A 13,003-nucleotide genomic window follows, 5' to 3' on the forward strand; every position below is an offset into this window, starting at 1 on the left:
AGATTCTTTTAACAAATTTTAACAGCTATTGCGCATGTCAAATGAAATGCTAAAATTTGGCGCAGCAAATGTACCTGCTTAAAGTACAGACAAAAAGTCTATTTTTGCATTATATTTTGAAATAAAATAATAATTAAATGACAGATAACAGTCATCACAACAGTATCAATAAGGTGAGTGTCGCCGGATTATTGATCAGTTTAGGAATCGTGTTTGGAGATATCGGTACCTCGCCGCTATATGTCTTCAAAGCAATCATGGGTCAAGGTGCCATTCAAAAAGATCTTGTTTTGGGAGGTCTCTCCTGCGTCTTTTGGACACTTACCCTACAAACAACCATCAAATATGTCTGGATCACCTTACGTGCTGACAATAAAGGCGAAGGTGGAATTCTTTCACTTTACTCTTTAGTTCGCAAACGGGCACCATGGTTGATTTTCCCAGCAATGATAGGTGCAGCCACATTGCTAGCTGATGGGATGATTACACCCGCTATCACAATATCCTCTGCGATAGAAGGTTTGGATATCAAATTTCCAGGTCTTCCAACAGTACCGATTGTGGTAACGATTATTTCTTTACTTTTTATTATTCAACGATTTGGCACTTCTGTTGTCGGAAAAGTATTCGGCCCATTAATGACAATATGGTTTACCATTATTGGAGTTCTTGGTCTGTCCCATATCCATTTGGCTCCAGAAGTAATGAAAGCAATTAATCCATATTATGCCTTTCATATCTTAATAACCTACCCACACTCTCTCCTCTTGATCGGTGCTGTATTTCTTTGTACAACAGGTGCAGAAGCCCTATATTCAGATATGGGACACTGTGGTAAGGCAAATATTCGCATTAGCTGGATTTATGTTAAGATCACACTGATATTAAACTATTTTGGTCAAGGAGCTTGGTTATTAACACAGGAAGGTCGTGTGTTAGGCGGAGCAAATCCATTTTACTCCATCATGCCAGATTGGTTTATCGGTTATGGTATCGCTATCGCAACTATTGCTGCCGTAATTGCCAGTCAGGCCATGATCTCTGGTTCCTATACCTTAATCTCAGAAGCTGTACGTTTAAACATCTGGCCTAAAGTTGCGATCCGCTATCCTAGTGAGCATAAAGGTCAATTATATGTTCCTTCAATCAACCTTATTCTTTGGATCGGTTGTATGATCGTTATCTGGGTTTTCGAAGAATCAAGCAAAATGGATGCGGCCTATGGTCTTGCCATCAACCTGACGGTACTGATGACAACCGTTTTAATGGGTTATTTCCTAGCCATGAAAAAAGTCAACCGTGTACTCATTGGGATTTTCCTAGTCGCGTATTTTGTGATAGAATTGACATTCCTGATCGGTAATGGTGTAAAAATTGCCCATGGCGGTTGGTTGACACTTTTATTAGCGATTGCCTTGTTTGGTACAATGTACTGCTGGTATACTGCACGTAAGATTAAAAATCGTTTTGTCAACTTTATCAATATCAATAAATATTATCCGATTATATCGGAATTGAGCGAAGACAAGTCCGTTCCACCCTTTGCGTCACATTTGGTATATCTGACCAGTGCAAATTTCAAATCCGAAATTGAAGCCAAAATTATTTACTCCATCATTAATAAAAAACCTAAACGCGCTGACGTTTACTGGCTGGTACACGTAGATGTTATGGATCATCCCCACACGAGGGAATACTCCATTGATCAGCTGATCCCTGGAAAACTTATACGAATTGATTTCAAATTGGGTTTTAGAGAAGAACAGCGTATTAGCCTACTCTTCAGAAAAGTTGTTGAAGAAATGGTGAAAAAAGGTGAAATTGACATCACAAGTCAATACGACACACTGCGTAAACATAATATTCCAGGAGATTTCAAATTTGTGGTACTGGAAAAGGTATTATCCAAAACCAACCAGATGTCATGGATCGAAAAAGTGATTATGGATATCTATGGGTACTTGAAAAAAATGAGTTTATCCGAAGAAAAGGGATTTGGTTTAGATTCCAGTTTCGTCACGATTGAGCGGGTTCCACTGAATTTCCCGCAGACATCAGAGGTTCATCTCATACGAAAAGATTAAGTCTTAAAAGGTGGTGCAAAAGCATCACCTTTTTTATTCAATAGAATTGCATTACTTTTGTGCAAATATTATATCATGGCAGACGCTAATCCAACAAAGAAATTACACCCTCGAAATAGACATCTCGATAATTACAATTTTGACGAACTTAGCAAAATCGAACCTTCCTTAAAAGATTTTGTTACAGTAAATGCTTATAAGCTCAAAACAATTGATTTTAACAACCCCGATGCTGTTAAGGTTTTAAATCAAGCCCTTCTTAAAAAATACTACCACATCCAACATTGGGATATCCCAAAAGAAAATCTATGCCCTCCTATTCCAGGTAGAGCAGATTATATTCATTATGTTGCGGATGTTCTTGCCAGAGATAATAACGGTGAAATTCCCAAAGGAGGAAAGGTACGGCTGCTAGATATTGGTGTGGGAGCCAGTTGTATCTATCCCATTATTGGTCACCAAGAATATGGATGGAGTTTTGTTGGTTCAGAAATCATAAAAAAAGCGTATAAAAACGCAATTGAAATTACGCGTACCAATGTAAGCTTAAAAAAGAACATCCAAATACGATTACAGAACAATCCAAAAGCGATTTTCAAAGATATCATCCTCCCAGATGAAAAATTTGACATGATCATCTGCAATCCACCTTTCTTTAGTTCGCAGACGGAAGCATTACAACAGTCCGTACGTAAAGCTACAGGTATAAAAAATGCGAAACTAGATGAGAATACCGTTGTCCAGACGTTCTCAGGACAAGGAAGTGAACTTTGGTGTGATGGCGGCGAGAAAGCCTTCTTGACGCGCATGATATTTGAGAGTCAATTCTACAAAGATCAGGTTAAATGGTTCTCCTCATTGGTTGCTCATCGTGAAGACGTTCGTTTTCTACAGCATAAGTTAAAGAAAATCAATGTAAAAGAGTCCGAAGTTATCCGCATGGAACAAGGTAACAAAGTAAGCCGAATCCTTTTGTGGAGATTTTAAATAGAAAAGGAGCTATTTTCAATAGCTCCTTTTCTATTTAAATATTATATATAATACCAGATCTCTAAATAGCTGCTGATTTATTTAGTTTAGAATGTTTATAACCGTACATAAAATACACTCCTAAACCAAGAACCAACCAAATCACGAAAATAATCCAGTTACTTGCACCAAGCTCGGTCATCAAATAAAGATTAATCAATATTCCGATAACAGGTAAAAGCGAGAAATTCATTTTAAAGCTATAAATACTCAAACCCAACCATGTTAGCCAAAAAATGATCACTAACATTTTATGTTCTACTATTTCCAAAATGGAAAGCTTCTTCCATTCATTCAATGTATCTTTTCCATAGATTCCTATCAACACAATCGCGATGATGAGTCCTGCTCCAACCAGGTATTTACCATTGATGTAGGGAACCTTAAATTTGGATTTGGCCGATAATCCCGAATAATCCATATACAGTACACCCGCGCAGACTAAAATAAAAGCGAAGAACGTACCAACACTCGTCAAATCAACAAAGAAGTCCATCTTGAAAAATAAAGAAGGAATTGCTACAACAAGACCTGTTACAATTGTCGCAAAAGAGGGTGTTTTATATTTCGGGTGAATAGTCGCAAATTTCTTCCATAATAATCCGTCCCTGCTCATTGTCATCCAAATCCTTGGTTGAGCCAATTGATAAACCAGAAGAGCACTGGTAATCGCGATAACAGATGTTACCGATATCACCCCAGCCATATGGTCAAATCCAACATACTTAAACACAAAAGCCAAAGGGTCTTTTACATTAAGTTCGGTATAATTTACCATCCCTGTCAACACCAATGTAATAGCCACATACAGTACTGTGCAAATCAATAAACAATAAATCATTGCTTTAGGTAGATCACGTTGTGGGTTTTTACATTCCTCAGCAGTTGTTGAGATCGAATCAAATCCTATAAAAGCAAAGAATACAGCCGCCACACTTCCAAGTACCCCCTGTAGGCCATTTGGTGCAAAAGGAGTCCAATTTTCGGGCTTCACGTAAAAGATTCCACCAAAAATTACCGCCAGGATTATCCCGACCTTGATGATAACCATAATCATACTTGCTTTTTGGGACTCCTTAATACCTATATAAACGAGCCAAGTAACTAAAAAGGTAATTACCCCTGCTGGTAAATCAAATATAATAGGCATTCCTCCGATACGTGGCGCACTGTTAAATGCCGCTAGTCCATGCTGATCAATAGCCGTAAGACTTGACATCCCATGTTGATTCATTTTATCCACAGCGTCATAAGCATACCCTGGCGCCATCGAAAGCCAAGCAGGCATGTGCAGTCCAAACCCCTCCAGCATAGAAACAAAATATTGCGACCAGGAAATAGCTATTACCGTATTTGAAACCGCATATTCTAATACTAACGCCCAGCCGATAATCCAGGCAAACAGCTCACCAAAAGCCACATAGGCATACGTATAAGCTGATCCCGAGACAGGTACGGTACTGGCAAACTGTGCATATGCCAGTGCTGTAAACACGCAGGCAAAAGCAGTAAAAATAAATAGAAGAGAAACGGCAGGCCCACCTTCATAACTCGCTAATCCGATGGTGCTAAAGATTCCGGCGCCCACAATAGCGGCTATACCCAATGAAACCAGATCGGTTACCCCCAAAACCTTCGCGAGGCCAGTTCCACCCTCCTTTTGGGTATCCAGTAGGATCTGATCAACACTTTTCTTCCGAAAAAGTCTATGTGACATGTAATATTAGTTTTATACGTAAAATTATGCGAAAATAAATATTTTCAAGGTCTTATACTATTGGTATTTTTTGGACAGACTATTTAAAGTCGACCAACTCATAATGAATATACTGATAAATCTCTTGATAATCCGCCATATGATACTGCAAATAAGCATTCAATTGTTCCGTCAATAATTCACGCTGATGCTCCTGAACGTCAAATTGCCATAAGCGCTTACAGATATTGAAAAGCGCACCTGCAATTTTTTCAATATGTGCATAATCATAGATATATTTCCAGTCAATAAATTGATGGTAAAATTTCTCAAATTTTGGAATATCGCTTAATTGATTTATTTTCAGAAATTTTCGCACAGCATCTTCATTCACCTGGGACATTGCCGAATAGAACTTATCGATAGACACCGCTTTTTGCTGTGTCAGAATATGATCTAGCAGCAACTCTAAAGCAATATGTGCCATAAAGGAGGGTCGAATGGGCAGTCCCTGTAGACTTGACTGTATCTGTAACTTTAATTGATGTGTGTGATGAAAAAAATAAGTTGAATTATGAAAGAGACGATCAACCTCTATATGACGGTTCCAACCGATATAAAGTTGTTCCAACAATGGGTTATCCAGCAATTCATCTTCATATTGCCTGGGTTTGAGCACAAAAGTTTTATCGGCATTTTTTAACAGATCGGGTAACAAGCCACCGACAATTCGCTCGGGATTGGTCGCAAACCGCTCAAAATAAAAATGTGATAAAAAATTCATATTAGCTTATTAGCGTGTGCTTTTATATGGAATTATTCGCTCAATATACGCTTAATCTCCTATCTTTGCATCTTGTAAATTAAAAAATTAAATCCATTTAACAATGAGCTTTGTAGAAGAATTACGTTGGAGAGGCATGCTGCAAGATATTATGCCTGGAACTGAAGACTTACTGAATAAAGAAAAAGTCGCTGGCTATATCGGCTTTGATCCCACAGGAGACTCTCTACACGTAGGACACTTAACTCAAATCATGACCTTGATCCATTTCCAAAATGCTGGGCATAAACCAGTCGCATTGGTGGGTGGTGCAACAGGAATGATTGGAGACCCTTCTTTCAAATCTGCAGAGCGTAACTTACTGGACGAAGCAACCTTACAACATAATGTTGCATGTCTGAAAAAACAGTTAGGCAAATTTCTTGAATTTGGAGAAGGCGAAAATGATGCCCAGATGGTTAATAATTACGATTGGTTCAAAGATTTTAGTTTTTTGGACTTTATCCGTGATATCGGTAAAATGATTACCGTCAACTATATGATGGCAAAGGATTCTGTAAAAAAACGTTTAGAAGGAGACAATGGTCTATCATTTACAGAATTCACCTATCAATTGATTCAGGGTTACGACTTCTACTACCTGTGGAAACACCACAATTGTAAAATACAAATGGGCGGATCTGATCAATGGGGTAATATTGTCACAGGAAGTGAAATGATCCGTCGTCAAGATCAGGGAACAGCTTATGCCATTACGACACAATTGATTAAAAAAGCAGACGGCCAAAAATTCGGAAAAACAGAATCTGGAGCGGTCTGGTTAGATCCAAAGAAAACTTCGCCTTATAAATATTATCAATTTTGGTTAAACACCTCAGATGACGATGCCAAAAGCTGGATTAAGATCTTTACACTTAAACCTCAGGCGGAAATAGAGACGATCATTGCGGAGCACGATGCTGCACCACATTTGCGCATTGTCCAAAAAGCATTAGCAAAAGATATTACTATTCGCACGCATTCTGAAGAAGCTTATGAGACTGCTATTAAAACCTCTGAATTTCTTTTTGGCAACGGCTCATTGGAATTTCTAAACGATTTAGATCACGAAGCTGTACTTGAAGTATTTGAAGGTATTCCACAATTTCAGGTAACAAGAGAAGATATAAAAGCAGGAATCAATGTCCTCGATCTGTTGGCTGTCAATACGCAAGTTTTCCCTTCAAAAGGCGAAGCACGTAAAATGCTCCAAGGTGGTGGTGTTTCTATCAACCGTGAAAAAGCAACAGATATTGAACAAGTGATCACCGAAAATAATTTGGTAAACAATAAATATATTATTGCACAAAGAGGTAAGAAAAACTACTATTTGATTATTGCATAAACGTCATTTTAGGCAATAAAAAATCCCTTTTTACACCGTAAAAAGGGATTTTTTATTGATAGTCATTAAAGTCAGTCACAATACCAATCTCATTTTAACTCATGTTCGCTCGATCCTAGTGCTATAGTCACTTATTTTAATAGTTTTTCAAAAGCGCGACGAGCGGCGCCTCGAAAATGTACTTCCCCACAATATTGATACCCTAGCTTATCAAATACATGTAACATCCCACCATTATCAAAATTCGTATCCACTTTGATACTATATATTCCATGATTTACCGCTATTTCCTCCACTCCTTGCATGATTGCTGTGCCAACGCCTTTTACATGTGGATCTTGAGCTGAGGCCAAACGATGAATGCCCACATATTCCCCATCACTAAGCCATTTGCCATCAATATCATTATAAGCAGGTTCAATATCGAAAATAATAGCAACATAGCCGATAGTTTTATCATCAACCTCCACGACATGCCCATAGCCTTTGTCTATATCCGACTGTACCACATCTTCATTTGGATAACCATCTTGCCACTGCCGACTGCCTTGTTCTTTTCGTAGTGCGATTGCTTGTTGTATAATTTCCCAAATCCGTCCTTTATCTGTCTGTTCCGCTTTTCGTATCTGAAACTTATTCATAATGCCTTAATTTGATCAGTAAAACTACATAATTTACTTTAACTGTAAAAGACAGACAAAACCACCGTATTCTGATCCACTTAGCTCAATCTTTCCAAAAATCTCTTCTCAGGGCATAGTATTTGCTAGTTATAATTGCTATTATTCATTTAATAGCCTATCTGAAATTATTCGTTTATGAAAAAATTACAAACTTAAAATAATAGTGTTCATGATCTTCAAAATACTATCAAAATAACTAAGTTTGTAAGCAGTATAATTGTGAGCTTTTCAATGTCAAATAAAGGAAATACATTTAGGCAGGCAGGAAATTCAGTTTCTGGCAAGCGTGCCCCGTCAAAAGAATCGGCAACATTTAAAAAAGAAAAAAGTCAAACAACCAGTGTCCCTAGGGATTATTCAGATGCGCAACAGAAGACTGTCAAAATTCTAGGGATTTTGTTGATTGTACTCTCGTTGGCTTTTGCCACTGCTTTTGTCTCTTATCTTTTTACATGGGAAGATGACCAAAGTTATATCGCCAAAACAAATGGCGGTTGGGGAACCCTTTTTAGTTCTTCCGAAGAAATTCATGATGAGGCTGTCGAATTACCTGTCGTTGACAATAAATTAGGGAAATTTGGAGCATTACTTGCCAACCAATTTATGTATGAATGGTTTGGTGTTGCCGCTTTCCTTTTTATTCCGGTATTATTTATTTTAGGCTATCGTCTATTATTCAAAAAATCCCTGCTTCCATTATACCGTACTGTAGTTTATTCCTTTGTAGCGATTGTCTTTATTTCTGTAACATTAGGATTTTTACATGGATTTATGGCAGATACGCCCCACATGTTGGAAGGCAAATTTGGTTTTTGGACCAATAAGCTATTGGAAGCACAAGTTGGGATTGTCGGTGTGGGTTGTATTTTAGCATTTGCTTACCTAACTACATTGATACTACTGTACAACTTAGATTTTAAATTTGTACTTTTCAGCAATCGAAAATCTAAATCTTTATCCGAAGATCTAGAGGATGAAGATGACGAAGATTCCTATACTGCTAATAACCTAAGAACCAAAGTCCATGTAGAGGATGATTCTATACAATCCGTCAGAGAATCTTTCCAACGACCAACTTCAATAAATGAAAGATTTCAATCCAATCGGGAGAAAGATCCAAAAGAAGAGCTTGAGCGCCCTGCATTTACACATCATCCAATACCAGAAGTACAAATAGATCCAAAGGACAAGGTTGTACTTACCTTTGATGACAGTCCTTTGGAACGTACAGAGAGTACGCCTTCCATTAGTTTTACCATTGATCAGCCAGAGGAAGAAGATACGGAAGAAGAAAATAGCCAAAGTATTCAGGAAAACTACAGTCCAGCTATAACCATTACCCCTCAACCCGAGCCAGAGCTCCCTGTTGAAGTTGCCGTAGTACCTGGTTTGGTTGTCGAAGACATCAAAGAAGAAAAAGAAATTACAGCGAGCGACCTCGTTGCTCAATTTGGTCAATATGACCCCAAATTGGACTTATCGGGCTATCAACACCCCACGCTCGACCTATTACGAGATTATGGAAGTGGTAAAATTACCATCAATCAGCATGAACTTGAAGCAAACAAAAACAAAATTGTTGATACACTTAGAAACTATAGCATTGAGATTGAAAGCATAAAAGCAACAATCGGCCCTACAGTTACCTTATATGAGATTATACCGAAGCCAGGTGTACGGATTTCAAAAATCAAAAATCTGGAAGATGACATTGCCTTAAGCCTTGCAGCACTTGGAATCCGGATTATTGCACCAATGCCGGGTAAAGGAACGATCGGTATTGAAGTTCCAAATTCGAGTCCAGAAATGGTATCTATGCGATCTGTTTTGGCTACTGAAAAGTTCCAAAAAACAGATATGGATCTACCAATTGCATTGGGAAAAACAATTTCTAATGAGGTTTATATTGCCGATTTAGCAAAGATGCCCCATCTTCTGGTTGCCGGCGCCACAGGTCAGGGTAAATCCGTTGGTATCAATGCGATTTTAACGTCATTATTGTATAAAAAGCATCCTGCTGAGCTCAAATTCGTGCTTGTCGATCCTAAAAAAGTTGAACTTTCCCTATTCAAAAAAGTTGAGCGTCATTTCTTGGCCAAACTACCCGATGAGGAGGAAGCGATCATTACCGATACAAAAAAGGTTATCAATACCTTAAACTCACTTTGTATCGAGATGGATCAGCGTTATGACCTGTTAAAAAATGCACAGGTTCGTAATTTAAAGGAATATAATGCAAAATTTATCAATCGCAGATTAAACCCTGAGGAGGGTCATCGATTCTTACCATATATCGTTCTTATTGTTGATGAGTTTGCCGATTTGATGATGACTGCCGGAAAAGAAGTAGAAACACCTATTGCGCGACTGGCCCAATTGGCCCGTGCTGTAGGAATTCACTTGGTCATTGCGACCCAACGTCCTTCAGTCAATATCATTACAGGTACAATCAAAGCCAACTTCCCAGCACGTCTTGCTTTCCGTGTGTTATCAAAAGTAGATTCGCGAACTATCTTAGATACCGGCGGAGCAGATCAGTTAATTGGTCGTGGGGATATGCTTCTGGCAACCGGAAGTGATTTGATACGTATTCAGTGTGCATTTGTCGATACACCAGAAGTTGAACAGATCTCCGATTATATCGGAGCACAACGTGGTTATCCATCGGCATTTATGCTCCCAGAATATGTAGATGAAAACGGAGAGGGTTCAGGTAGCGTAGATTTTGATCCAAAAGATCGCGACCAATTGTTTGAAGACGCTGCTCGTTTGATTGTCATGCATCAACAAGGTTCTACATCTTTAATCCAACGTAAATTGAAACTTGGTTATAATAGAGCTGGACGAATCATCGATCAATTGGAAGCCGCCGGAATTGTCGGCCCATTTGAAGGAAGTAAAGCACGTGAAGTTCTTTATCCAGATGAATATTCATTAGAACAGTATTTGGAGACATTAAGAAACAATTAACATGAAAAAACAACTATGGTTAGTGCTAAGCTTGTTGCTTCTCACAATGAGTCAACACAGTTATGCGCAAAATGATGCCGCAAAAGCGTTACTCAACAAAGTAAGTCAAAAATATAACGGGTATAAGACAATACAAGCTGGTTTTACCTTGGACATAAAACAAGCAAATGGAAGTTCACATTCCGATGCGGGCACCTTGTATCTTGACAAGGCAAATAATAAATACCACGTCAATACCAAAAATCAAATTCTAATTTCAGATTCCAAAACACAATGGAATATTATGAAAGCAGAAAAAGAAGTCGAGGTATCCGAGGCGAGTAACTCAACGAATGAGATCAACCCGACAAATATTTTTTCATTCTATACCTCGGGCTTTAAATATGCGCTAGCAGGTACAGAAAAAGTAAAAGGAATGAGTTTGAGTGTTGTGGAGTTAACACCGGTTGATAGCAAAAAGAATTATTCTAAAATTAAGTTGAGGATCAATAAAGTGAATAATTTGATCTACGACACAACTATCTTTGATAAGAGTGGTAATCGTTATACTTACACCTTGAATGCACAGGAAGGAAACAAGGCCATTGCATCCAACTTTTTTACCTTTAATAAAAGTAACTACAGTGGATTTGACATTGTCGACCTAAGATAAGGTCTGCCATTTGGATGGATCAACTCCCCGGCCAAATAAGACTAACAAAAAAAGGATTTCTCAATCGGAAACCCTTTTTTTGTTAATGATTGCTTTCTACCTAGAGCATATTCGGCTCTCTATCCAGCGCCTCAGTGTCTTTGTCCGCATAACGTGAATAACCATGCTTCTGTGGATGTTCGATAATTTCCTTCATTGAAACTAACTTATACACGTAAGATCCAGTCTCATTGTTCAGCTTCAAAGCAAAATAATCATCCTTCTTCTGCCTTCTTATTGAACCTTTTAAACTACCATCGCCGACATTGTATGCCGCCGCCACTAAAGTCCAATTACCAAATTGAGCGTACAGATATTTTAAATAGCGTGCTGCTGCATGAGTGGATTTCACTAGATCTTTTCGATCATCTACAGTGCCATTGACCCTTAAGCCATACAAACGAGCAGTTGCTGGCATAAATTGCCAATAACCTCCCGCCCCTTTTGATGAAACAACAGCCTTGCTTAGGCCACTTTCAACCAGTGGGATGTACTTAAAATCTTCGGGAATACCATGTGATTTCAGGATCTTGGCGATCATAGGCAAATAGGTCTCTGCCTTTTTATGCATATCATACGATCCTGTTTTTTTAAATGAAAATCTACTGAAGAACTTGCGTAATTTGCTTTCCACTAATGGACGATCCATCGGCAATGAATCTTCAGCAAATGTCAATGAACTCAGGTAAGATTCAAAAGAATTGCTTTTTTCTTTTTTCTCTTCGTCGCCTCCATGATGAGTTGGAATTTCGACTAACTTCGCTGCTATGGTCTTATCGCTGCCAGAAGTGTTGTTGTGTGGGGTTGAGTATAATTTTGAGAGCAATAAAGCAAACAAAATCAAACTACTACATAATACTTTTTTTCTTATCATTCACTCCCTTAATGCTATCCTATCCACGAGTCAAATCGATCAAAAAATAGCTTGGTTCAAATTCGAGGGGACAAAGATAAACAGTATTTATTTAAAAAACAAATAGTTACGTTACAGCTGTTTTAAAGGGCATTTTTTCACCTTCAAATTGCGCAAATGCAAGAAAAGACAAAAAGATAAGGATTTTTTCGCAAAACCCAAAATTATACCTAACTTTGCAGTTCACATTTTAGCAAAACACAATGCCATTCAGCAATAAAAGGAACAGTCGTGATGACAACTCCAGAAAGTCACGGGGCAACTCAGATAGCTTCAAATCTAGAGGCGACAAGAATAATAGTTTCGGTAAAAAATCGTCATTTGGTTCAAAGGATCAATCTGAAAGAGGTTCTTTCAGAAAAGATGACAACCGCGAGAATAGATCATTTGGATCTAATAAATACGCAGACAAACCATCCTTTAGAGGAGAAAGCAACTCCTTTCGTTCAAAAGATAATTCAGACAAGCCTTTCAACAGAGGTGGCCGTTCATTTGATAAAAATGATTCTTCTAGATCTTTTGACAAAAGAGATTCATTCAACAAATTTGATAAATCTGAGCGTTCTTTTGATAAAAAAGATAATTTCAAACGTTCTGACAGAAACGACTCTTCTCGTTCATTCGATAAAAGAGATAGCTTCAAGCGTTCCGATAGAAATGATTCATCAAGATCGTTCGACAGAAAAGAAGGTTCTTTTGATAAAAGAGATAGCTTCAAACGCTCTGACAGAAATGATTCATCAAGATCATTCGACAGAAAAGAAGGTTC

Annotated in this window: 10 protein-coding genes; 6 read left to right on the top strand and 4 right to left on the bottom strand. The window is 38.1% G+C overall.

Annotation, left to right across the window (positions count from 1 at the left end; genetic code table 11):
* Positions 1 to 137: 137 nt before the first annotated feature.
* Together M2408_RS18320 and rlmF are read left to right on the top strand one after the other, a co-directional pair.
* On the top strand, positions 138 to 2,084 hold the full coding sequence (locus M2408_RS18320) for a KUP/HAK/KT family potassium transporter (RefSeq protein ID WP_120262196.1): 1,947 nt from the start codon (positions 138 to 140) through the stop codon (positions 2,082 to 2,084).
* 75 nt (positions 2,085 to 2,159) lie between these two features.
* The gene (gene rlmF, locus M2408_RS18325) at positions 2,160 to 3,071 is read left to right on the top strand and encodes a 23S rRNA (adenine(1618)-N(6))-methyltransferase RlmF (protein WP_120262195.1); all 912 of its coding nucleotides are present in this window, start codon (positions 2,160 to 2,162) and stop codon (positions 3,069 to 3,071) included.
* 64 nt (positions 3,072 to 3,135) lie between these two features.
* Here the strand turns inward: rlmF and M2408_RS18330 are convergent, their stop codons facing one another.
* Both M2408_RS18330 and M2408_RS18335 read right to left on the bottom strand, forming a co-directional pair.
* Positions 3,136 to 4,830 (bottom strand): amino acid permease, encoded by a 1,695-nt coding sequence (locus tag M2408_RS18330; protein WP_259184696.1) that lies wholly within the window; start codon positions 4,828 to 4,830, stop codon positions 3,136 to 3,138.
* A 79-nt stretch (positions 4,831 to 4,909) separates the two neighbouring features.
* Positions 4,910 to 5,593 carry a hypothetical protein gene (locus tag M2408_RS18335; RefSeq protein WP_259184698.1) on the bottom strand — a complete coding sequence of 228 codons (684 nt, stop codon included), beginning with the start codon at positions 5,591 to 5,593 and terminating at the stop codon, positions 4,910 to 4,912.
* Positions 5,594 to 5,696: 103 nt separating this feature from the next.
* Between M2408_RS18335 and tyrS the strand changes: the two genes are divergently transcribed.
* Entirely contained in the window at positions 5,697 to 6,977 is a 1,281-nt protein-coding gene (tyrS, locus tag M2408_RS18340) for a tyrosine--tRNA ligase (RefSeq protein WP_259184706.1), read from the top strand.
* 131 nt (positions 6,978 to 7,108) lie between these two features.
* Here the strand turns inward: tyrS and M2408_RS18345 are convergent, their stop codons facing one another.
* Positions 7,109 to 7,618, bottom strand: coding sequence for a GNAT family N-acetyltransferase (locus M2408_RS18345; RefSeq protein ID WP_259184709.1), 510 nt, complete (start codon positions 7,616 to 7,618; stop codon positions 7,109 to 7,111).
* Between the two features lie 273 nt (positions 7,619 to 7,891).
* On the opposite strand from M2408_RS18345, the gene M2408_RS18350 reads away from it, so the two are divergent.
* Both M2408_RS18350 and M2408_RS18355 read left to right on the top strand, forming a co-directional pair.
* Entirely contained in the window at positions 7,892 to 10,630 is a 2,739-nt protein-coding gene (locus M2408_RS18350) for a DNA translocase FtsK (RefSeq protein ID WP_259184713.1), read from the top strand.
* Between the two features lies 1 nt (position 10,631).
* Positions 10,632 to 11,282, top strand: a complete 651-nt coding sequence (locus tag M2408_RS18355; protein WP_259184714.1) for an outer membrane lipoprotein carrier protein LolA — start codon at positions 10,632 to 10,634, stop codon at positions 11,280 to 11,282.
* Between the two features lie 100 nt (positions 11,283 to 11,382).
* Here the strand turns inward: M2408_RS18355 and M2408_RS18360 are convergent, their stop codons facing one another.
* A complete protein-coding gene (locus M2408_RS18360; RefSeq protein WP_259184716.1) occupies positions 11,383 to 12,195 on the bottom strand; it encodes a lytic transglycosylase domain-containing protein in 813 nt (270 codons plus the stop codon).
* 273 nt (positions 12,196 to 12,468) lie between these two features.
* Here M2408_RS18360 and M2408_RS18365 point away from each other — a divergent pair.
* A partial coding sequence (locus M2408_RS18365) for a hypothetical protein (RefSeq protein ID WP_259184717.1) occupies positions 12,469 to 13,003 on the top strand: 535 nt, incomplete at its 3' end.

Source organism: Sphingobacterium sp. BIGb0165, assembly GCF_024810095.1.
Taxonomy (GTDB): Bacteria; Bacteroidota; Bacteroidia; order Sphingobacteriales; family Sphingobacteriaceae; genus Sphingobacterium; species Sphingobacterium detergens.

Coding starts and splice junctions, on each gene's coding strand:
- M2408_RS18320 (WP_120262196.1), top strand. CDS start 138: ATGACAGATAACAGTCATCACAACAGTATCAATAAGGTGAGTGTCGCC.
- rlmF (WP_120262195.1), top strand. CDS start 2,160: ATGGCAGACGCTAATCCAACAAAGAAATTACACCCTCGAAATAGACAT.
- M2408_RS18330 (WP_259184696.1), bottom strand. CDS start 4,830: ATGTCACATAGACTTTTTCGGAAGAAAAGTGTTGATCAGATCCTACTG.
- M2408_RS18335 (WP_259184698.1), bottom strand. CDS start 5,593: ATGAATTTTTTATCACATTTTTATTTTGAGCGGTTTGCGACCAATCCC.
- tyrS (WP_259184706.1), top strand. CDS start 5,697: ATGAGCTTTGTAGAAGAATTACGTTGGAGAGGCATGCTGCAAGATATT.
- M2408_RS18345 (WP_259184709.1), bottom strand. CDS start 7,618: ATGAATAAGTTTCAGATACGAAAAGCGGAACAGACAGATAAAGGACGG.
- M2408_RS18350 (WP_259184713.1), top strand. CDS start 7,892: ATGTCAAATAAAGGAAATACATTTAGGCAGGCAGGAAATTCAGTTTCT.
- M2408_RS18355 (WP_259184714.1), top strand. CDS start 10,632: ATGAAAAAACAACTATGGTTAGTGCTAAGCTTGTTGCTTCTCACAATG.
- M2408_RS18360 (WP_259184716.1), bottom strand. CDS start 12,195: ATGATAAGAAAAAAAGTATTATGTAGTAGTTTGATTTTGTTTGCTTTA.